At 27.9% G+C, this 23722-nt stretch carries 18 protein-coding genes and 1 tRNA gene; 6 read left to right on the top strand and 13 right to left on the bottom strand.

Annotated features, from left to right (window positions below; translation table 11 throughout):
• Positions 1–5 precede the first annotated feature (5 nt).
• The 3 genes from ACULEV_RS17415 to ACULEV_RS17405 form a co-directional block, all read right to left on the bottom strand.
• Positions 6–1493: a T9SS type B sorting domain-containing protein gene (locus ACULEV_RS17415; RefSeq protein WP_445456319.1), complete on the bottom strand. Its 1488-nt coding sequence runs from the start codon at positions 1491–1493 to the stop codon at positions 6–8.
• A gap of 189 nt (positions 1494–1682) precedes the next feature.
• On the bottom strand, positions 1683–2954 hold the full coding sequence (locus ACULEV_RS17410) for a hypothetical protein (protein ID WP_445456318.1): 1272 nt from the start codon (positions 2952–2954) through the stop codon (positions 1683–1685).
• 27 nt (positions 2955–2981) lie between these two features.
• Positions 2982–3416: a hypothetical protein gene (locus ACULEV_RS17405; protein WP_445456317.1), complete on the bottom strand. Its 435-nt coding sequence runs from the start codon at positions 3414–3416 to the stop codon at positions 2982–2984.
• A 559-nt stretch (positions 3417–3975) separates the two neighbouring features.
• Here ACULEV_RS17405 and ACULEV_RS17400 point away from each other — a divergent pair.
• Together ACULEV_RS17400 and ACULEV_RS17395 are read left to right on the top strand one after the other, a co-directional pair.
• Entirely contained in the window at positions 3976–5124 is a 1149-nt protein-coding gene (locus ACULEV_RS17400; RefSeq protein ID WP_445456316.1) for a DNA polymerase III subunit, read from the top strand.
• A gap of 4 nt (positions 5125–5128) precedes the next feature.
• A complete protein-coding gene (locus ACULEV_RS17395; RefSeq protein WP_445456315.1) occupies positions 5129–5512 on the top strand; it encodes a DoxX family protein in 384 nt (127 codons plus the stop codon).
• Here ACULEV_RS17395 and ACULEV_RS17390 read toward each other — a convergent pair whose 3' ends face one another.
• From ACULEV_RS17390 to ACULEV_RS17365, 6 genes are all read right to left on the bottom strand, one after another.
• Positions 5513–7786: a helix-turn-helix domain-containing protein gene (locus ACULEV_RS17390; protein ID WP_445456314.1), complete on the bottom strand. Its 2274-nt coding sequence runs from the start codon at positions 7784–7786 to the stop codon at positions 5513–5515.
• A gap of 87 nt (positions 7787–7873) precedes the next feature.
• Positions 7874–8467: an OmpH family outer membrane protein gene (locus ACULEV_RS17385; RefSeq protein ID WP_445456313.1), complete on the bottom strand. Its 594-nt coding sequence runs from the start codon at positions 8465–8467 to the stop codon at positions 7874–7876.
• 235 nt (positions 8468–8702) lie between these two features.
• A complete protein-coding gene (locus ACULEV_RS17380) occupies positions 8703–9560 on the bottom strand; it encodes a class I SAM-dependent methyltransferase (protein WP_445456312.1) in 858 nt (285 codons plus the stop codon).
• A gap of 142 nt (positions 9561–9702) precedes the next feature.
• Positions 9703–11580, bottom strand: coding sequence for a tRNA uridine-5-carboxymethylaminomethyl(34) synthesis enzyme MnmG (mnmG, locus tag ACULEV_RS17375; protein ID WP_445456311.1), 1878 nt, complete (start codon positions 11578–11580; stop codon positions 9703–9705).
• A 164-nt stretch (positions 11581–11744) separates the two neighbouring features.
• The gene (gene ybeY, locus ACULEV_RS17370) at positions 11745–12164 is read right to left on the bottom strand and encodes an rRNA maturation RNase YbeY (protein ID WP_445456310.1); all 420 of its coding nucleotides are present in this window, start codon (positions 12162–12164) and stop codon (positions 11745–11747) included.
• A complete protein-coding gene (locus tag ACULEV_RS17365; RefSeq protein WP_445456309.1) occupies positions 12157–15483 on the bottom strand; it encodes a hypothetical protein in 3327 nt (1108 codons plus the stop codon). The genes ybeY and ACULEV_RS17365 overlap by 8 nt, the downstream gene beginning before the upstream one ends.
• A gap of 245 nt (positions 15484–15728) precedes the next feature.
• Between ACULEV_RS17365 and gltX the strand changes: the two genes are divergently transcribed.
• Positions 15729–17231 (top strand): glutamate--tRNA ligase, encoded by a 1503-nt coding sequence (gene gltX, locus ACULEV_RS17360; RefSeq protein WP_445456308.1) that lies wholly within the window; start codon positions 15729–15731, stop codon positions 17229–17231.
• 37 nt (positions 17232–17268) lie between these two features.
• On the opposite strand, the gene ACULEV_RS17355 is transcribed toward gltX, so the two are convergent.
• Both ACULEV_RS17355 and ACULEV_RS17350 read right to left on the bottom strand, forming a co-directional pair.
• Positions 17269–18402, bottom strand: coding sequence for a hypothetical protein (locus ACULEV_RS17355; RefSeq protein ID WP_445456307.1), 1134 nt, complete (start codon positions 18400–18402; stop codon positions 17269–17271).
• Between the two features lie 74 nt (positions 18403–18476).
• A complete protein-coding gene (locus tag ACULEV_RS17350) occupies positions 18477–19127 on the bottom strand; it encodes an outer membrane beta-barrel protein (protein ID WP_445456306.1) in 651 nt (216 codons plus the stop codon).
• A gap of 98 nt (positions 19128–19225) precedes the next feature.
• On the opposite strand from ACULEV_RS17350, the gene ACULEV_RS17345 reads away from it, so the two are divergent.
• A complete protein-coding gene (locus ACULEV_RS17345) occupies positions 19226–20203 on the top strand; it encodes an SPFH domain-containing protein (protein ID WP_445456305.1) in 978 nt (325 codons plus the stop codon).
• A 435-nt stretch (positions 20204–20638) separates the two neighbouring features.
• On the opposite strand, the gene ACULEV_RS17340 is transcribed toward ACULEV_RS17345, so the two are convergent.
• On the bottom strand, positions 20639–22321 hold the full coding sequence (locus tag ACULEV_RS17340) for a glutamine--tRNA ligase/YqeY domain fusion protein (protein ID WP_445456304.1): 1683 nt from the start codon (positions 22319–22321) through the stop codon (positions 20639–20641).
• A 115-nt stretch (positions 22322–22436) separates the two neighbouring features.
• On the opposite strand from ACULEV_RS17340, the gene folB reads away from it, so the two are divergent.
• Positions 22437–22793 carry a dihydroneopterin aldolase gene (folB, locus tag ACULEV_RS17335; RefSeq protein WP_445456303.1) on the top strand — a complete coding sequence of 119 codons (357 nt, stop codon included), beginning with the start codon at positions 22437–22439 and terminating at the stop codon, positions 22791–22793.
• Positions 22794–22907: 114 nt separating this feature from the next.
• Positions 22908–22978 (top strand) — tRNA-Cys (locus tag ACULEV_RS17330).
• Between the two features lie 30 nt (positions 22979–23008).
• Here the strand turns inward: ACULEV_RS17330 and ACULEV_RS17325 are convergent.
• Positions 23009–23689, bottom strand: a complete 681-nt coding sequence (locus ACULEV_RS17325) for a LysE family translocator (protein ID WP_445456302.1) — start codon at positions 23687–23689, stop codon at positions 23009–23011.
• Positions 23690–23722 lie beyond the last annotated feature (33 nt).

Below are 23722 nucleotides of genomic sequence, written 5' to 3'. Positions count from 1 at the left end.
TAGGGTTATTTAATGATAGTTAAAATTCCTTCTTTTATAACTTGACTATCTTTGGACATTTTAAAATAAAAAAATGCTTTGGATTGAAAAGCTTCATCTTCATTTTCGGGCCATGTATTTTGATAATTATCAGTTACATAGACTTGTTTTCCGGAGGAATTATATATTTCGAGGCTTAGGTTATTAGAATTTGTTAGGTTGTAAGGTACTTTAAATTTATCATTAACACCATCACCATTTGGACTAATTAAATTAGGGATTTCGTCCACACTAGGATCAATGACAACTAAATTTAATTCAATTGTTGAGATACAACCAGAATTTTCAGTTATTATTACTGTATATTGACCAGCAGTAGCTATATTTAAAGTATTGGATGTTTCAGATAATATGTTTCCATTAAATGACCACTCAAAAGAAGGAGATAATGCATCTGTTGTTACAATTGCATCAAAATTTCCACCTAATTCCAATTCGTAAGGTGTTCCTACATTTAAGGTAGCATTAAAAGTGATATCATCTAAAACATAAGCTTGATTATTAGGTACACTTACTGTACAAGAACCATTATTTAATGAAGCTGTATAAGAGCCCCCTTGCGTAGCTAAATAAGTATTTGAAGTAGCATTTGGAATAACTGTTCCATTTAAGAACCAACTTATAGGAGAACCATTGGCAACAGGATTACCAGCATTATCTTGTAATAGTAACTCAACTCCAATTGATTCACAAACTTCTGTTTCACCATTTTGAGTGTTTATTTGCAACGTACTTCCACCACTAACTTCTGTAACAGTAACTTGAACAGATTTTGCATTGGTATTAGGAGAGGCAGAACTAGAACATTCAGAACCATAATTAACTTCAACATAATATACTCCCGCTGTCGTAACTGTTAAATTAGGTCCATTTTGACCAGCTATTATATCAAACACCCCTAAAGCATTCCTTTTGCGCCAAACATAAGTTAGGTAAGAATAAGCTAATGGAGTGGTATTTGGATTACCTGTATCAACAATAGAAATCGTAAAGTTTGATCCAGAACAAATAACTACATTTCCATTGGTTACATTTAAAGGAATTTGAGCATTAAAAATTATGTCATAAACAGAAATTACTTGTGATGTAGCAAAACTTGAAAGTGTGGTACTTGTTACTCGTATTTTATAATTTCCACCATAAGTTTGAGCAGGAAAGCTAAAAGTTGCTGTATAATTTCCTGTACCCGATGTTACACTTGTTAAGCTAATTGAAGGATTAGAAATTGTAATTGATGTGGCAAAATTATCATTAGACAAAATTAAATTGAATTGATTACTTCCACTTAAATTAGCATAATTAGTAACGCTAAACGTAAGTGTATGTGAAGGATTTGCACTACTTTGACAAAATGTAACAGGATCAGTAAAACTAAACCCAGGAAATCTAACATTCTGAATGCTTGGAGTTTGAAATACTATACTAGTATTTTTATCAATAGAATTTGCATTCATATTAAATACAAATAAAATTAAAAAAGCTAGTACAAACTTTATGTTATTCGTCCACATCATTTACGAAATATTATTAATCATTTTGTATTCGTTTATAACAACTAAACTGTTAAAATTGGAGTTCAACAACTCCAATTTTAACAGTTATAAAAATAATGTATTTATTTTGTATCCTATAAAATTTATACTTTAATTGATACTACCAATTTTAATTCTAAAATCAGGAGTTTTAGGATTATTTGCATCTACAAACAAATCTTGTGATGGTGTTTTAGAATATCTATTCCCATAAGCTTGTTTACCATAGTATCTTTCTAAATCATCATTTGTTACACCACCATTCTCTGAAACAATGTTATTCTTACAATTGTTGATGAATATTTTTTGCAGTTTAATTTTAGATAATCCTTCTTCTTCAATTGGAATTTTACCATCAAGATATAATGCCGAAGCAAAACCTGTTACTACACTATTTTTAAAATCAAAAAGACAATCTTTATGTATGTAGATAGCTTCTTTAACAAGACCATCAGCTACTTTACCATCAGATTCATTTACAATTGTAAAGTTATCCAAACTAACATTTGTTACTGGTTTAGAAAAATCAGTTAAATCTTTATTGATAAATGAATTTATAGTAACCGCTCTATAATTTGAACTAGCAGAAAAATAAGGGTTTCTTATAGCTAAACCATTATTTACTTTAGCGATTGTTCCTTGAGTAAAATCAAAATCGCTACTTTTACATCTGTATGATACTAATTTAGAAGCCTTTGGATTACCTCCAATAAATTTAAAAGCATTACCATTAGACATACTTACTTGAATTGATTCGAAAACAGTTCCAGAACCAACACCAACTAAAGTTAGTGCATCATACACCGAGTATCTGTCTTTACCTTTCCCTGCAAATTCAATTCTAACATTTTTCATAATTCCAGAGTTATCAGCAGGATTATCTCCACCACCCACAACGAAATTACTAGGAATATTACTCTCTATACGAGACATACTTCCAAAAGTATTTATAGGTGCGTTACCTAGTACAAATATTCCACCCCAATCACCCGATTTTCTTGCGTTTACTGGTTTATCTGAAGTAAATACAATAGGATTTATTACTTGTCCTTCTGCAACTATCTTTGAACCTTTTGTTATGATTATTGCACTAAATTCACTTGAACTAGCTCTAATTACAGTTCCTGGTTCAATTTTTAAGGTAGCATTATTAGTTACATACACTTCACCAACAAGACTATATGTTTCAAGATTTGTTAATGTTAAATCTGAAGAAATATTACCTGTTAAGATTTTTGTTGTTTGTGGGTAATCTTTTCCAACTGGGTTGAAAGAGGACCATCCATTTAACCAATTATTACCACCAACAATCCCCCAATTATCTTGAGCCTGTATTGAAAGTCCTGATAAGACTAGTGCAATTAATAAAATAGTTTTTTTCATAACTTTGACTTTTAATTTTTTCTATGCCTATTCTACTTGTACTTGATGAACAAGTTTTAACACTTCTTCATAAAATAGAATGGCGGTAATTATATTACTAGTATCTGAGTAAGGCAAAATACCTTTTAAAAACTCAGCATTGTTTGCTAAAAATTTCTCTCTATTTTCAGATTCTGTATCCAATAACTTAACATTTTCTTTTGTTGCTGGTATACCTAAATCTGTAAAAGTTACACCTGATTTATTTGTTACTCCAAAATATTGAATTACACTAAATAAAATTTTAACTCTTTCAAGATATAACGGCATTAATTGCCCCTTCGTCATTGCTTCTAAATCTTTACGATCGTGGTAAGTACCGATACCTCTGATATCAATAATAACTTTTTGGCCGTTTTGAGCTACCACATCAACTGATGCTAGTAAAAATAATGCAACTATGCATACGTAAAATTTTCTCATAATAAATTTTGTTAATTTTTCAGTAAATAGGCAAAACAACTACAAATATATGTATTTAAATGTTTTAACAAAATATTTTGATAAAAATGTTAATAAATATTTTAAAAAAAATTTATTGTAACCCTTTTTTATTCATAATTATGTTTGCCGTTAATTAATTTTTTAATCAATATATCAATTAATATCTAGGTATTCAAAATGCGTGCCAAAGTTTTTAAACTTATATAATTCAAGTATGTAATTAGTATAAAATCTTAAAAATAAATATAAAACATTAACATATGACCTTAAAATTCTTCGAATAATTCTAGATAAAGGGTAAAATTCTTAGATAATCATCAATGTACCTTTTCATAAAATTACAAAATAATTTATAAAAATTTAGAATTAAACTGTTAAAATAAACATTCGTGGCAAACATATTTAAAATTTGAAAAATGAAAAAAAGTTGTTTAACTAAAAAACAGATTGTTAATAACTAATTTTAAAAACCAAAATTTAAAAACTGCGATTTAATATAATTTAGGTTTCTTAATTTTCTTATTATTATATTTGTTTCATGCTTTTTAAAGAAATTTTAGGACAAGAACATATAAAAAATCACTTAACCAAGAGTGTTTCATTAGGGAGAATTCCTCATGCTCAATTATTTATAGGCCCTGAAGGCTCAGGAACATTAGCAATGGCTATTGCTTATGCACAATATATTTTATGTTCTAATACAAATAATGAAAACAATACTGGTAATTCAAATTGTAATTTAAAGTTTGAAAATTATTCCCATCCAGATTTACATTTTGTCTTTCCTGTTGCTACAAATGATAAAATTAAGTCTCATGCTGTAAGTTCTCATTTTCTGCAAGAATGGAGACAATTTTTAAAAGATAATCCTTATGGTGGATTGTTTGATTGGTACAATTGTATTGGTATCCAAAACAAACAAGGTCAAATAGGTGTTGATGAAGCTGCGGAAATAAATAAAGCATTGTCTTTGAAAGCTTATGAGGGTGGTTATAAAATTATGATTATCTGGATGGCTGATAAAATGAATACTGCAGCTTCCAATAAGCTACTAAAACTATTAGAAGAACCACCAAATAAAACTGTTTTCATACTAATAGCTGAATCTGTTGATGATATTCTACAAACTATCTATTCTAGATGTCAACTACTTGATTTTATTGGGTTAAGTGAAAGTGTAATCACTGAAGCTCTTATTAGTAAAGAAAATTGTGAAGAAAAAATTGCAAAAAAAATTGCACATCAAAGTGAAGGAAATTTCAATAAAGCTTTACATATATTAAAAAATGATACAGAAGATTTTCCTTTTGAATCTTGGTTTATTGAGTGGGTAAGGAGTGCTTTTAAAGCAAAAGGAAATGCAGCTGCAATTCAAGATTTAATTTTATGGAGTGAAACCATAGCTTCATTAGGTAGAGAAGTTCAAAAACAATTCTTACATTATTGTATTCATTTCTTTAGACAGGCTTTACTTTCTAATTATCAAGCTATTGACTTGGTGTTTTTAGAACCTAAAGAAAATAATTTTGATTTAAAAAAATTTGCTCCTTTTATTGATGGAACCAATATTACTCTTATATTTAATGAATTAGAACAAGCTATCTACCATATAGAAAGAAATGGTAATAGTAAAATTATTCTAACAGATTTATCTATTAAACTAACTCGCTTAATACATAAAAAATAAAATTATGATACAAATTACCCCAATTTTACTACTATTGTTATTAACTATCACCTTTTTACAATCTGGTTATGATAAAATTAAGGATTGGAAAGGGAATGTTTCCTGGTTAAAAGGGCATTTCTCTGGGACAATTTTTGCTAATTCCGTTCCATTGGCCTTATTTATCATTTTAATTTTAGAAATATTTTCAGGTGTATTATGTATTTCTGGAATTATTGAATTATTTACTAACACAACTTCAGAAATAGGTTACTATGGTGCTATTTTATCATGCATAACTCTTTTATTTTTACTTTTTGGTCAACGTATTGCAAAAGATTATGATGGAGCAAGAACGATTGTAATTTACTTTATTCCAGCTATAATGGCTGTATATCTTTTAGGATAGTTACTTTAAAGTAGCTCTAAATAGTCTTAGTTCATCCCAAGAAAAAGTATCTCCATAAACTTCTTTTAATTGGGATAAACTTTCATTTTCATATTTTTCGAAAGCTTTTGCTAATTCGGAAATTTTATCATTTGAAAGAATTTCATCAATTTCAATTACATCCATCTGAATTAATTTTGTAAAGTGATTGTAAATAGTTGTTTCTGTAAGTTTTCTTTTCTTAGCTATTTCAGAAATTGATAAATGCTCCTTAAACAATTCTAATGTTTCTTCAATAGTAGACTTTTTCTCTTTTTTGCTTTTCTTTTTCTTTGGTCGTTCATAATAAGAAACTGATTCTTCATCTTCAATTAAGGCATTATATTCTTTCTTAAAACGTTCTTTTACAATTTCTAATTTATCTGATTTATAGTATTTTAACTCTTTTGAATATAAATTCTCCTTGGTTATTTCTTTTTCTTCAACCAATAGTGTTGCAAGAATTTTTGCTTTCGTTAATTTTAATATTACGGAAAGTAATAATTCTTCTAAAACAATTAACTCATTGAAATAGACTTTAGCATTTTTTGTTCTTTTTATTTCTTCAATTTTAAATAGCAAATCTTCAAAAATAGCATCTAATGTTTTAAAAAAATAATTAAAAGCTGCATCGCATCTTTCCTTAATAAATTCATTATCAATCATTTCCTTATTAAAAATGGATTGCAATTGGTTAATAAATTTTTCAGAAGGAGTTTCTAAAGTTATAATTTTTTCATATTGAATTGTAACCCAATCAATATGCTTAGCTTTAATTGATTTAGATTCCTCTGATTTATAACTATAATAATGATTTCTCCATTCTTGAATTACCTCTTTAAATTGGAAACCATTGCATAATGATTCTAATATAAAATGTAGTTTTTCAATTGCAAAGGTGCTTTTTAAATCTTCTTCCGTAGCCTTATTTGAAGCATAATTAAGTACATTTTCATCACTTGAAATACCATTTATTTGAAAAGGGGAGAGAAGCACAAGTCCTTCCAAAGAACGTAATCGAGAAAGAGCAACATAGGCTTGCCCTGGAGCAAAAACTTGAGAAACATCTAAGGCTGCTTTATCGAAAGTTAATCCTTGGCTTTTATGAACTGTTATTGCCCAAGCCAGTTTAATAGGGTAGTGAACAAAAGTTCCTATTACTTCTTCTTCAATTTCTTTTGTATTTTCATTTACTTTAAATCTTATATTTTGCCATTCATATTTCTCAACTTCTATTGTTTTATTTTCATCTGGAAAATGAATTAAAATTTCTTCTTCTGAGAGTGACTTAATAATTCCCATTTTACCATTAAAGTATTGTTTTTCAATACTTAAATCATTTTTAATAAACATGATTTGTGCACCAATTTTAAGTTCTAATTTTTCTTCAATAGGAAATATTTTTTCTGGAAAATCACCAACAATATCTGGTAAATAGGTATGTTGTTTCCCTTTTAATTCATTTAAAGATTGCTGGTTTATTTCATTTGCTTTTGCATTATGTGTAGTTAATGAAATATACCCTTTGTGATCTTTAAGATTAAAATTAGGTTGAACATATTTATTTAATAAAGCAATGTTTTCGTTTGTAATTTTATTCTTCCGTAAATTATTTAATAACTCAATAAAAACACCGTTCGATTGTCTATAAATTTTACTTAGTTCAATGTATAAAGGAGGAAATTGTTGTATTATGTGAGCATTAAAGAAAAACATACCTGTGTAATAATTCTTCAAAACAAGCCATTCTTCCTGTTTTACTACAGGTGGCAATTGCAATAAATCACCAATAAAAATCACTTGAACGCCACCAAATGGTTTTTCAATTTTTCGAGTTTTCTTCATCATAAAATCGACAGCATCAAGTACATCGGCTCGCAACATTGAAACTTCATCTATAATTAACAATTCCATATTTCGAATAACGGAACGTTTTACTGTGTTCATTTTAAAATGACGCAATAATGAAGATCTGTTTTCAATTTTTATATTAGAAGACAAACTCCTAACATCTTTATGATCAGGAATAAATGTAGCAAATGGTAATTGAAACATGGAGTGAATAGTAACACCTCCTGCATTTAAAGCAGCAATTCCAGTAGGAGCAACAACAACAGTATTTTTATGTGTTATCTTTATAATCTCCTTTAAAAGTGTAGTTTTTCCTGTACCTGCTTTTCCAGTTAGAAAAATAGATCTTTTAGTTTGATTTACAAACTGTAACGTGTAATTGGCTTCAATAGATAAAGAACTCATATGGCATATATTAAAAAACAAATATAAAGAAATGAAAAGCAATAAAAAAGCCCCAAAAAGGGGCTAAATTAAATTTTTATAAAAAGATTACTTTTTTTCTTCTTTTTTATCTGTTTTCTCAACATCATCTTTTTTTGCTTCACCACCATTCTTCGCATTAAATTCATCATTTAATTTCTTTAAAACAGCTTCAGTTATATCATAAGGATCTTTAGCAAATAAAATCGTAGCTGCATCACCTGTGCCATATATATAATCATATCCTTCCTTTTTACCGTACTCTTTGATATAATCTTTCAATTCTTTAACTATAGAAGTTCTAATGCTATCACTCTCTGTTTGAATTTGTCTTAATAGAGCATCTTGTTCCATAGAAAGTTCTTGTTCTCTTTGTTGTAATTCAGCTCCTTTTTGTTGTGCCCAAGCCATACCCTTAATTTGAGCGTTTCTTTGAAAACCAGAAGCCTCCGTTTGAAAAGCTTTTAATTTTGCTTCAAGAGGACGACCCATTTCTTGAGATTTCACTTTGAATTTTGTGTCTTCATCTTTAAATTTAGCATAATCCTGAATCAATTTTGCAGTATCTATGTATGCAGTTTTAAAGTTGTCTTTTTTTTCGTCTTTTTTCTCACAAGAAATAAGTGCAATTGCAACTCCTAAAATCAATAAGGCTTTTTTCATTTTTAATTATTATTATTTGCTTTAAAATATTTATTTGAAATTTTTGGTAAAAATAGTAATTCCATATTAAGTACCAAACTATGTGCTTTTTTTAGTTATAAGTAAAATTTATTACTATCAATTATTATTATAATCAAACACTATTAAAAAAGAGCTTAAATAAAGGGATTTAAAGCCTTTTCTTTTTTAAGCAAAGTATTTTGTTATTAAACGAACCAAGTCTTTTTATCTGGCTTTAAATTGAGTTTTCATCGTTTTTTAATACATAAATATGAGAAGAATACTCCTTTTTAAAAACACCTATGAAATTTGAATAAAAACCAACTAAAAATCCTTTAATAAAATTCATTTTTCCACTTTTATATTTTTCCGACAAAAGCGATACATAAAAACTATCAAACCACATTGGTTTTATTTTTAATATTTTTATTTTATAATTCCAAAATAATATCTGAATGGCTGTTTTAGAAAAATGCCAAAGGTGTCTTGGCACATCATAAGCAGCCCAAAATTCTTTATAATATTTTGCATCAAAAGATTTAAAGTTTGGAACTGCAATAATTATAGTTCCATTAGGTTTAAGTAATCGTTTTAATTCTCTTAGTTGAAAATCTAAATCTGGAATATGTTCTAAAACATGCCACATAGTGATTACATCAAAAGAGTGGTTTTGTAAACTTTCTAAAGAATCTGCAAAATTAACATTTTTAGAAATAGCAATTTGCTTTGCTTTTAAATTTGGTTCTATTCCTATAATTTGCCAACCTTGCTTTTTTGCTTCCACTAAAAAATCTCCCGTACCTGCTCCAATATCCAAAACTGTTCCTTTCTGATTGTATTTAGACAACAATTTTACTTTCTTTCGAATTGCATTAGTTTTTACCAATTGGTAAATTTTTTCAAATAAAGAACGTGTTCCATCTGTATGTGAAATATAATCTTCACTTTCATAATATATACCTAAATTTTCTAAAGTAGGTTGAGGGATAGTTTTTAATAATTGTAATTCTTTATCTTCAATCAAAGAAAAAGATTCTCCTGAAACAGAAAAATCTTTAACTTGAATATATATATTGTTTTCTTTAAAATTCATTTTAATAAAAACTCAAAAGAGTAGTGGTAATAAGGTTTAACAAAATTGTTTCACGTGAAACATTTAATTTAGATGTTCAATAATTAGTTTAAGTTTACATATAAAGTTGCTAATTACAATAAACTAATTTATAAAAAAATTATCAACGTCCCATATAAATTAACAAGACAGAAATATCGCTAGGAGAAACTCCGCTAATTCGTGAAGCTTGTGCAATTGTTTTTGGTCGAATTTTATTTAATTTTTGCTTTGCTTCAATCGAAATTGACTTTATCTTATTAAAATCGAAATTATCTGGAATAATTGCGTCTTCCAAACGATTCAATTTATCAGCGTGATTTTTTTCCTTTTCAATATAGCCAGAATATTTTACTTGAATTTCAGCTTGCTCAATAATTTCATTATCTAAATCATGATCTTCAATATACTGTTTCACTTTACTAAATTTAACTATATCTTCTAAATCTATTTGTGGTCTTGAAAAGACTTTAAACATTTTATCAGGTTGAGACATTAGGCTTGACCCTTTTTCTTCTAAAACTGAATTTGCTTCTTCTGGCTTTAAACTTGTTTCTCTAAAGAAATTCACCATTGCTTCAGATTTAGAAAATTTTTCTTCCATGCGAATCAAACGTTCTTCTTTTGCTAAACCAATTTCATATCCTTTTGGTGTTAATCGAATATCTGCATTATCTTGACGTAACAAAGTTCGATACTCTGCACGAGAGGTAAACATGCGATAAGGCTCTTCAGTTCCTTTTGTAATTAAATCATCTATTAAAACTCCTATGTAAGCTTCATTACGTTTTAAAATAAAAGGTTGTCTTTCTTGCACTTTTAAAGCGGCATTTATACCAGCCATTAAACCTTGAGAAGCGGCTTCTTCATATCCAGTAGTTCCATTAATTTGTCCTGCAAAATATAATCCATCAACCAATTTTGTTTCTAAAGTATGTTTTAACTGTGTAGGAGGGAAGTAGTCGTATTCAATTGCATAACCCGCTCTAAAAAATTTCACGTTTTCAAAACCTGCTACAGAACGCATTGCTTTAAATTGAACATCTTCAGGCAGCGAAGTTGAAAAGCCATTAACATAAACTTCAACCGTATTCCATCCTTCAGGCTCAACAAATAATTGATGACGTTCTTTATCAGCAAAACGATTTATTTTATCTTCAATAGAGGGACAATATCTAGGTCCAATACTTTTTATACGACCATTAAACATTGGACTACGATCAAAACCTTCACGTAAAACATCATGAACTTCATTAGATGTATAAGTCATCCAACAAGATTTTTGCACTGCTAATGGTTTAGTAAGATTAGTATAAGAGAATTTATCTGGAACAGTATCACCAGGTTGTTCTATCATTTTAGAATAATCTAAAGAACGACCATCCACACGTGGAGGAGTTCCTGTTTTCATTCTTCCAGATTCGAAACCAAGTTTTAAAAGATCTTCCGTAATTCCAAAAGAAGCACTTTCTCCTGCACGACCACCTCCAAATTGTTTGTCACCAATATGTATTAATCCATTTAAAAAAGTACCATTAGTTAAAATAACACTCTTCGCTTTTATCTCAATTCCTAATGCTGTTTTAACTCCTACAAGTTTCCCATCTTCCGAAAGAATACTAGAAACCATTTCTTGATAAAAATCTAAATTAGGAGTCTGTTCTAACATTAATCTCCATTCTTCAGCAAAACGCATACGGTCACTTTGAACTCTTGGAGACCACATAGCAGGCCCTTTTGATTTATTCAACATTTTAAACTGAATAGCGGTTTTATCTGAAACTATTCCAGAATAACCACCGAGTGCATCGATCTCTCTAACAATTTGTCCTTTCGCAATTCCTCCCATAGCAGGATTACAAGACATTTGTGCAATATTTTGCAAACTCATAGTAATTAATAGGGTAGAGCAACCCATGTTGGCAGCAGCAGCAGCAGCTTCACAACCTGCATGACCACCACCTACAACAATTACATCATATTTTTCTTGAAATAAACTCATTATATAAAATTAGAAACTAAAAATTAAAAGCTAGAAACCTTTCTAACTATAAATTTAAAACTTCAATAGGTTTTTAAATTTTTAAACATATGTTCCACGTGAAACATATAAAATCATATATTAATAAATTGTTCCACGTGGAACTTATTTTACAAACAGAATAATTAGAGTTCCACGTGGAACATGTTGATTTTTTCTTCCTCCTTTTTTCTCATTAATCTTTCGTCTTCTTCGGTTTTGTCTTTATAACCACAATAATGCAATACACCATGAGCCATCACTCTTTTAAGTTCCGAAAGAAAATTTGTATTAAAATCAGCAGTATTATCTATAACTCTTTCAATAGATATAAATATATCTCCACTAATAACAATACCTTCTGTATAATCAAAACTTATTATATCAGTTAAAGTATCATGATTTAAGTACTGCATATTAATATTATATAAGTACTCATCATCACAAAAAATATAAGTAATTTCTCCTAACTCTTTGTTTTCAGATTTAATAATTTGACTAATCCATGAAGTATATTCTTCTTCATTATCTAAACTAAAGTTTGTTTCGTAATTAAAACTAATCATTGGCTTTAAAATATTCTTGAACTTTTTGATTATAATTCGGCTGCAAAGGTAAACTTTGTCTGTTTAATATTTCAATACTATTTAGATAATCTTTAAACTCTTTAGATAATTCTTTAGAAGATCCGTTATACTCATTTTTATTTGATTTGGATTTACGCTTATTATCTTCACCTTGTTGTTGAATAGCATTCTCAAGTTTTAATAATTCATGTTTTAAGTTAAGCATCTTGTTTAAAGTTTCATTTTTAAAACCTTTATTTATTAATTGTTTCTCGATGTCCTTCATTTGTTGCAAAGCATTTTGACCCATTCCTGACATACCTTCCTTTTCTAAAGCTTTTTGCAATGCGTCTCTTAATTTTTGCTGTTCTTTAATTATTTCTAGGATTTTTCCAGCATTTCCTTCTTGACCATTTTGTCCTTCCCCTTCACCAGCTCCACCTTGTTCGCCTGATTTATTCCCTTTTTCTCCCTTATTACCTTCTTTAGAACCTGGTTTTTCCCCAGGCTTTTGTCCTGGTTTGTCACCTTCTTTCATTCCTTCTTTCATTTTTTCACCTAAACCATCTTGCTTTTTAATAATATCTGGAAGTTGCATTCCTTGACCTTGACCTTTCTTTGGCTTACCTGAACCACTACCTTGCATCTTCATTTGATCACGAACATTGCTTAAGAAATCAGCTAAAGTATTTGCAGCCGTTAAAACATACTGTTGGTGAGATGCACCTTTATAAATATTATTATCCGCTAAAACTTCAAGCGATTTATCTAAATTGTAATGAATTTCTCCTACTTGATTTAAAACGGTTTCAGTAATCATTGGGTTTCTTAGGGAAATTGCAAACAAACTATCATCAATGTGTTTAAACTGATTCTTTAAATCTTGTTGTTCTTTTAAAATCTTATTAAACTGTAACGATTTAATAGCCGTTTTCTTTGTTTGGTTTAAAAGAATTTCTTCATCAAAAGAAAAAGAAAGCAAATTATCCAAAATTTGTCTTAATAATTTTGCATCTTCTTCCATTTGTTCGCTCTCACCACCAGCCATAGACATAGCCATTTTTTGACCCATTTCTTTCATTTTCTCACCAGCAGATTTTTGTTTTTGTTGGGCTTTATTTTTATTATCTTTCTGTAAATCTTCCTCTGATTTGTTTAAATCATTTTGAATGTCCTCCTGTTGATTTTTATCATTTGGAATATCTAAGGGTGATTTTAACTCTTTATTTTCTTTATCTAAATCATCCAGTTCCTTTTTTATTGCTTCAAATTCTTTTGTTAGTTCTTTTTGCTTCTCTAGAGAATTATTTTTGTCTTTAGCTAAATTTTCCTCTTTAGTTCCAAGTTCGTTTAATTTTTCTGCGATTTGTTCTGCTTTCTTTTCAACATAAAAACGCTTTGTTAACTCTACCAATTGTTCTAAATTCTTAGATTGGTTTTTACTATTTTGTTTTAATTTATCAGCTTTATCAAAAAGTTTCTCTTTCTCCATTTTCTTTGATAATTCTTCTAATTCTTTTAAAAGTTTTTCATTTTCCTCTGATTGCTTTTCTGCTTCTTCAAGACGTCTAATTAATTCTTCCTTATCTTTATCTAATTCTTTAGGATTAAAATCTTCTAAATTTTCAGATAATTTTTTAGTAAACTCTTTCATCATTTCATCTTGTTCTTTTTGACGATTAATGAAATCTTCTACTTTCTTTTGATCCTTAAAATCTAGATTCGATTTTTCTTTGTTTAACTTTTGAAGCTTATCTAATTCTTTAATTTGCTTGTCTTGATTTTGTAATGATTTTTCTAAACTATTGATGTTATCATTCTGCTCTTTTAATAAATTATCTTCTAATTCACTTTTTGTGAGTTCATAATGCTTAAAAACAGAAGATTTAGTGCTTTTATAATTATTAATTTGGTCATTATCAAACACTTCAAAGTAATATTCGTAATTAATTCCTTCTATTAATGGAATACCATTAGGAAAACTATAAACAAAACGATCAACAGCCTCTTTTTTTATAGGTAAACTGAATTTATTTAAAACAGAAGGACTGTTCTTATCATAATAAACTATTTGTAATTTAGATAAACCATAATCATCTGCTACTTGACCTATGATAACTTTTTCTTTAATTTTTAAACTATCAGGTGCAAATTGAGTTGTAATGCTAGGGAATTGATCTTTTATAATATTGATTTGATATTGTAATTTTTCAAAATTAGAAACATTAGAATTAGAAGTCACAATTTCATAATCAATAGGGTTTTTGACTCTAGCTGAATAAGTAAAAAAATTGTCAGCTTTTTTAAAAGAATTAATTTTTGAAGCTGAAATAAAATCAATTTTTGATGTTGAAGTTGTAGAAATTTTCCAATTAATTAAAGTTCCTTCTGGAACAATAGCGTTTCCTGAACCTTCAATAGTTTCAGGGTTTTTCTTCAAATAAGAAGGATATTGCAAATACATTTGAAAATTAGAAATAGAAGGAACATCAATTACCTTTAAAATATGTTCTTCGCTAACTACATCATTTGATTGAATATAAAAACTAGTGTTTGCAATTACATTTTTAAAAGTATACTTAAAAACACCATTACCTGTTTTTTCTAAAAAATATTCTTCATCACCAATAATTATAGAAGCATTTTCTGGCATAATAGATCCAATTGCTTTTACTGATAAAGTAAAATCCTTATTCTGTTGTATTGCTAGTTTTTCATTTGTAATTAGAAATTGAAAGGGAGCAGGTGGAATATATTGTGTTTGAAAATGAACAACTCTATCCAAACTATTTGAAATAATATTTGAATTACCTGAAACAAAAAACAAGACTAAAAGCAAAACAGGAACCATTGCATATGGTAAAAACTTTTTGTTATTTGAAAAAGAAATTGCATTTGAAAATGGAATTGGTTTTAAATTACTAGCTTTTTGTTCAATAGATGCAATAACTAATTCAGAAGGTTTTTCATCTGATGATAATTGTAAAAAATTTAGAAGTGAATCTTTAACTTCTTCAAAATGGTTGCCAATAATTTTTGAAGCTTCCTTATAATCTAAACCATTCGTTAACTTGAATAATTTAAAAAGCGGAAAACAAATAAAACGAAATAATAAAAATAACTCCACTAAAATAAATAGCCAAAAAAGGAATGTTCTTCCAGTAATAGGTAACCAAAGAAAATGCTCAATTAATAAAGTAAGAATAAAATACAACAAGCCTAAACCAATAAAAAGCAAGGTGCCTTTTATTAATTCATTGATGTAAAATTTTTTGATAAATGCTTCTAATTTACTATATATAATAGATTTTACTTCCATTTTTTAAACATTAGCTTTTAACCGATAAATTTACGATTTTATTGAATATGAACAGAATAAAAAAAATGCAACTTTAAACTAGTAATAATAAAAGACAAATATATCCTTGAATAGTTCATTCAGCTATTCAAAAGACCAATTTAATTGAAAGAATTACAAGTGAAATAAAACAAAACAAAAAACTTCTAATATCTAATTTCTGACTTCTAATTTGGTATTGTATCTTTGCGAAAAATATATTTGAAATGTCTAAACCAGTTAGAGTACGATTTGCTCCAAGTCCAACAGGTCCGTTACACATTGGTGGTGTAAGGACAGCATTATTTAATTATTTATTTGCCAAAAAACATGGTGGTATTTTTTTTATACGAATTGAAGATACCGATCAAACTCGTTTTGTAGCAGAAGCAGAAGATTATATATTTGAAGCTTTAGAATGGTTGGGAATTTCACCTGATGAAACAATAGGAAAAAATGAAAAGTTTGGACCATATAGACAAAGCGAAAGAAAAGATATTTACAAACAATATGCTGATCAATTGGTAAATTCTGGTTGGGCATATTATGCTTTTGATACAGCAGAAAAACTAGATGAACTAAGAAAAGAAGCAGAAGCTAATAAAAACACATTTATTTATAATCATACTGTTAGAGAAACTTTAGATACATCCATATTATTATCAAAAGAAGAAACAGAAAAAAGAATAGCAAGTGGAGAACATTATGTTATTCGATTTAAAACACCAATAAATGAGGTTTTAGAAATTGAAGATATTATACGTGGAACAGTAAAATTTGATACGAATCTTTTAGATGATAAAGTATTATTTAAAAGTGACGGAATGCCAACTTATCATTTGGCAAATATTGTAGATGATCATTTAATGGAAACTTCACATGTAATTCGTGGGGAAGAATGGTTACCAAGTGTACCATTACATTATTTATTGTACAAAGCTTTTAATTGGGAAGCACCACAATTTGCACATTTACCATTAATTTTAAAACCAATAGGTAACGGTAAATTATCAAAACGTGATGGAGATAAAATGGGCTTTCCAGTATTTCCTTTGGAATGGAAAACTACAGAAGGAACCTCTATGGGCTACAGAGAAAACGGATTTTTTCCAGAAGCTGTAGTCAACTTTTTAGCCTTATTAGGTTGGAATGATGGAACGGAACAAGAAATCTTTTCTTTAGAAGAACTAATTAAAAAATTTGATTTAAATCGAATTCATAAAGCAGGAGCGAAGTTTGATCCAGAAAAAAACAAATGGTTTAATCACCAATATTTACAAAAACAAAGTGATGAGAATTTAGCTGAATTATTTAAAATTGAATTAGATAAAAGAGCAATTCCAACTTCACTTGATCTAACAAAGATTGTTTCTTTAGTAAAAGAACGTGCTAATTTCGTTACCGAATTATACGATCTATCAGATTACTTTTTTGAAGCACCAACATCTTATGATGAAAAAGCATCAAAAAATTGGAAGGAAGAAACACCAGAACTAATGCAAAAAGTAATAGTTGAACTAAATAAAATAGACAATTTCACTTCAGCTAACATAGAAACGCTTTTAAAAGAATGGATGACTGCAAATGAAATAGGAATGGGTAAAGTGATGCAACCACTACGATTAAGTCTTGTAGGAGCTTTAAAAGGACCACATTTATTTGATATTATAGAAATGATAGGTAAAGTAGAAACAGTCAAAAGAATTGAGAAAGCGATGGAAATTTTATAAAAAACAAGGAACCCAGCAAATTGCTGGGTTTTTAGTTTTAATTACTTTTTTTTATTTCTTTATTTAAATCTTCAATTGCTTTGTTTGGTAATTGTTCAATCATCCCAGAAAATCTTTTTGAATATAGAATTTCACCAGTTTTAGAATGTACTACCTGCAAAATTTTATCTGTTTCAATCAAATTAAATTTCAAATAGTAAAAATCATCACCATTCAAAATTTTATTACTTATTTCTTCAGTCTTTAAAACTTCATATTGATAATCATAGTTTTTTTTAAATTTATCAAAACCATTTTTATTCTTATAAATTACATGAATATCATAATGACAATAAACTTCATAAGGAATATATAAAATATTATTTTTTAATGAAAGAATATTTTGAGAAGTAACTATTTCATTAAAAGGAGAAACTTTAGTCTCATTTAAAATATAATTATTAATGTTTTGAAAGTTATTGAATAAAAATCCTGGCTTATTATCGTATAAAAAATCTTCTTTATAAAAATTACTATAAATATTATCATTAAAATCCTTTAAGTCTGACATAAAAGTAGATGGAGAATCAAAATAGTCAAAGTACACTAAAAAATTATCACTTAAAAGAAAACTTGAAATCTCTATAATTGAATGAGATAATACTTCGAACTTATTATCAATTCTCTTAATATCTTTTATATTATTCAAATAATCTTCAGTATCTAATAAAAAAAAACTAAAATAATTGTTATTAAAAGTAGTAGTTTTTTTATCAGTAGAATTTGAAGATACTTTATTAGGAGAAGATCTATTAACAGTATTTGGTGAGCCATTTGAAGAATTTGTATTATTATCATATAAACTAGACTTTTCGAATTTGTAACGATTAAATACAACCTTATTATTTTGATATGTCGCAAAAGAAAAATTACCATTTAAATAATTGTTAATATCAAAATCATCAATACTAATAATTTTATAAGGTGTGACTGTCCATGTACTTTTTAAAACTTCGTCTATTTGCTTTTTCTCGATAAAATTTGAAAAAATAAAAATAGTTTCCGAATTCTTAAATCTCTGCATTCTACCATCATCATAATTCTTAATTTTATTATTTCTAAAATCATATCCTAAAGATATCTGTCCGTATGACCACAAAGAAAAAAATATAAATACAAAAATAACTCTCATAACTTTAACATTAAAATGATTAAAGCCAAATGTAAAACATTCAGCCTTATAATAAAATATTTTTCTTTAGTAAACTATAAATAAAAAGTAATCATTCCACTAAGAATACCATAATTAGCCTTGAACTTTTTATCACCATTTAATAATTTTAAATCGTCTTTTTTATTTAGATTATTCATGAAATTATTTACACCATATTGATAAGAAACATGTAAACGTATGTTTTTAATTCCAACAGTAATTCCAGCATAAATATTACCATTTATCTTTGTTACATCTACAATGTCATTTGCAGTTAATAACGGACTGTCTTTTAATAATTTCAATTTATCTTTTTCATCAATAGCCAATTTACCATTAATTTGAAGAACTGGTCCAATTTCTAATGTTAAATGATTTTCTATAACCATATAACTTCCTGTTAAGAATACTTGAACACCCGATAACTTATATTTAATGTCTTCATTACCAATCAATGGTTGCAATGAAAAATTACTTTCAGTAAAATTCATTCCAAATGCCATTTGCCAATCGTTGTAATAATTACCTCTTAAAGAAAAACCTGCTATCCAGCCCATTTCAGGTTTTGCATTAAATTGATCAGAGAATAAACTCATTTGGGTAACACCACCAGAAATTCCAATACGATTACTATCTCTATTACCATATTGAGCATTTACAGAAAAACTAAAAATCAGGGTTAACAAGCAAATAATTTTTTTCATATTATAAATTTTTTAATAAAAATAAGGTTATTAATCAAATCGTGTAACTTTTTTCGATAAACAGCGTATAATAACTATAAACCAATTAAACATTCATTATGAATCCCATTTTAATTATTTTCCTTGTTATAGGATTATTCATTTTATTCAGTTCTTTCTTTACTGTAAAACAACAAACTGCTGCAATTATAGAGCGCTTTGGAAAATATGCAAGTACAAGAACATCGGGTTTACAACTGAAAGTTCCTGTTGTAGATAGAATTGCAGGAAAAGTGAATTTAAGAATTCAACAATTAGACGTTATTATCGAAACTAAAACTAAAGATAATGTATTCGTAAAACTAAAAGTATCTGTTCAGTTTAAAGTTTTACAAGAAAAAGTATACGAAGCTTTTTACAAATTAGAATATCCTCATGACCAAATTACATCTTATGTATTTGATGTGGTGCGTGCTGAAGTACCAAAGTTAAAATTAGATGATGTCTTCGAAAGAAAAGATGATATTGCTGTTGCAGTAAAAAGAGAATTAAACGAAGCGATGTCAACTTATGGATATGATATTATTAATACCTTAATTACAGATATTGATCCAGATATTCAAGTAAAAAATGCAATGAACCGTATTAATGCTGCTGATCGTGAAAAAACAGCTGCAGAATATGAAGCAGAAGCAGGAAGAATTAGAATTGTGGCTAAAGCTAAAGCAGAAGCAGAAAGTAAAAGACTACAAGGTCAAGGTATTGCAGATCAACGTAGAGAAATTGCTCGTGGATTAGTAGAATCTGTAGATGTATTAAATAAAGTAGGAATTAATTCACAAGAAGCATCCGCTTTAATTGTTGTTACACAACATTATGATACATTACAAGCAATTGGTGCAGATGCAAACAGTAACTTAATTTTATTACCTAATTCACCTCAAGCTGGCAGTGAAATGTTGAATAACATGGTAGCTAGTTTTACTGCAAGTAATCAAGTAGGTGAAGCTATGAAAAAAGCAAACAGTACAAAAAGAAAAGGAACTGGTAAAAAAGATATTTTTGGAGGATCTGAAGAAAATACATCGGAAGAATAGATTTTCTAAAATTTTAAAATAAATAACAAAATAGGAAAAGGACTGCTTTGAAAAAAGTAGTCTTTTTTTGTTGAAAAAACTTTCTAAATTTTTAAAAACAAAAAAGTAATAGTAAAAATAAGTAATTTTAGTAAAAACTTAAAATAAGATTATTTAAAAGACTTTTATAACTATAGATATAAAAACACATTAACTAAAAAAAATAATCTCTTATAATTATTTTATGAATGTCAATTTTAAAAGATATTTTTTATATAAAATAATATTTTAATAGATTTATATTATAATAATTTTAAAAGATACTTTTATTTATTTACATAGTAAATAATTATAATGTAAAAACTAAAACTAATTTAATTTCAAATAAAAAACCTACAAGTTTTTCTTGTAGGTTTATATATAGATTCTGAAACAATTTCAAAATTACACAATCGATTACTGATTACTAACTTTTGCCCAAGTATCTCTTAAACCAACAGTTTTATTAAAAACTAATTTTTCTGATGAAGAATCTCTATCAACACAGAAATAACCCAAACGTTGAAATTGGAAATGATCTAATTCCTTTGCAGATTGTAAACTTGGTTCAACATAACCAGTAATTATTTCCAATGAATTTGGATTAATATATTCTTTAAAATCAACTTCTTTGTTACCATCTGGATTTTCATGAGTGAATAAACGATCATACACACGAACTTCTGCTTCAACAGCATGCTTTATAGAAACCCAATGAATAGTTCCTTTTACCTTTCTTTGACTAGCTTCTGAACCACTTCCAGATTTTGAATCTACATCATAAGTACAATGAATCTCTATAATATTTCCTTCAGCATCTTTTATAACTGATTCTCCTTTAATAATATAAGCATTCTTCAAACGTACTTCTGTACCAAGGGTTAATCTAAAGAACTTCTTATGAGCTTCTTCTTGAAAATCTTCTCTTTCAATATATAATTCTTTCGAAAAAGGCAATTTTCTATATGTCATTACTTCGTCTTCAGGATTGTTTTCAGCTTCTAACCATTCTTCTTGAGCTTCAGGATAATTAGTAATTACTAATTTAACAGGATTTAAAACTGCCATAACACGTGGTGCAACCTTGTTTAAATCTTCACGAACACAAAAATCTAATAAGGAAACATCAATTAAATTATCACGTTTAGCAATTCCAATAGTATTCGCAAAATTTCTAATAGCAGTTGCAGTAATACCACGTCTTCTCATACCAGAAATAGTACTCATTCGAGGGTCATCCCAACCTGTAACATGCTTTTCTTCAACTAATTGCAATAATTTTCTTTTAGAAACAACTGTGTGAGAAAGATTTCTTCTAGCAAATTCACGTTGTTTAGGTCTGACTTTAGTTTCATCATAAATTTGATTCAAAAACCAATCATATAATTCTCTATGAGGTAAAAATTCAAGTGTACAAAAAGAATGTGAAACTTGCTCTAAATAATCACTTTCTCCATGTGCCCAATCATACATTGGGTAAATACACCAATCATTTCCTGTTCTATGATGATGAGCATGCATAATACGATAAATAATAGGATCACGCATTAGCATATTATTTGCATTCATAGATATTTTAGCACGTAAAACATGAGTTCCTTTTTCAAACTCACCTTTTTTCATTCGCTCAAACAAGTCTAAATTCTCTTCGATAGAACGATTTCTATAAGGAGAATCTGTTCCAGGTGTTGTAGGTGTACCTTTTTGAATAGCCATTTCTTCAGAAGATTGGCTATCTACATAAGCTTTCTCTTTTTTTATTAAAAGTACAGCCCAATCATATAATTGTTGAAAATAATCAGATGCATAACATTCCTTATCCCATTTATAACCTAACCACTCCACATCTCTTTTTATAGCATCAACAAATTCTTGTTCTTCTTTAGAAGGATTTGTATCATCAAAACGAAGGTTAACAGGAGCATTATAATCGATTCCAAGACCAAAATTTAGACAAATAGCACTAGCATGACCTACATGTAAATAACCATTTGGTTCAGGTGGAAAACGAAATCTTAATTTATCCTGAGATAAACCTTTCTTTAAATCTTCTTCAATAATTTGTTCAATAAAATTCAATGATTTTTCTTCCGTTGACATAATAATTTTCAATGTTTTGACAAAGATAGAAAATGTTTAATTGTTTGAAGTTTAAAGTTGTTTAAAAGTTAAAAAAACATCCTAACTTTGAACTTGAATCAATAAATAAAACAAAATGGGAACTATCATACTACAAAATATTAGAACTTATTCTTATCATGGTTGCTTAATAGAAGAAGGAAAAATAGGAAGTGATTACAAAGTAGATTTAGAAATAAAGACTAATTTAAAAAAATCGTCTAAAACAGATGAATTACATGATACAGTAGATTATGTAGATTTAAATAAAATTATAGTAGAAGAAATGGCTATAAGAGCAAAATTATTAGAACATGTGGCTCAACGTATAATAGAGAGAATTTTGAGAGAAATACCAGCTGTTTTAAAAGTGAAAATTGGTGTTTCAAAACTAAATCCACCAATAGGAGGTGATGTTGAAGCTGTAACTATTGTAATGAAGCAGAAAAGATAATTTCTTTGAACAAAACAATAAAAAAAACAGAAAAATAGTACATAAAGTAGAAATATTAGAATTAGTTTTTTGAATATTGAAATTTTTATATCTATATTTGCACTCCTAACAAAAGGCGTCGTGGCCGAGCGGCTAGGCACCGGTCTGCAAAACCGTCTACTCCGGTTCGAATCCGGACGATGCCTCAAAAACCTCCAAGTAAACTTGGAGGTTTTTTATTTGAACATTTCAAAACGTTGTTGAAATTTCTGTTTTTCACTTGGAAACAAACCTTGTAGTACAAAAAATAATCCGAAAATTAGAATAATAATACTAATTACTCTTTTAATTTTATAAATATTTTGAGGAGTTAATTTATTTTTTAATTGTTTAGCCAATAGTATTTTAGCAACATCAAAAAATAAATAAAAGAATAAAATAGCTGCAAAGAAAATAGTAATTCTTTCAGTATCCATATTCATTTTTGGTCCATGTGTTATAATGATCATTAACCAAAAACCTAATACTCCGATGTTGATAAAATTGACTAAAAAACCTTTGAAAAATAAAGCAAAATAATTGTTTTTTTTAATATTATCTTCATCTTCAATTATTTCTTGCTTTTTTTTAAAACTTCTTTTTAATTGGATAAAAGATACTAACCCATAACCTAACATAATTAATCCTCCTATTATGAAAAGTGATGGGTTATCTTTTAATTGTTCTAAAAGTTGATTAGTACTTAAATAAGCAATAAGTATAAATAAAATATCACCAAAAACAATACCTAAATCTATTGTAAAAGCAGCTCTAAAGCCTTTGGTTATACTTGTTTCTAATAAAACAAAAAAACCAGGTCCTATAGAAAAAGCTAAAAGCAATCCCCAAGGAATTGCTGATAAAATATCGTGCCACATAAAAAGTATAAAAATCGTATTGAAAGACTAAGT

It is taken from the genome of Flavobacterium sp. HNIBRBA15423 (assembly GCF_052655965.1).
Note: the sequence above shows the minus strand (reverse complement) of the source record. Positions and strands in the feature narration are given on the sequence as shown.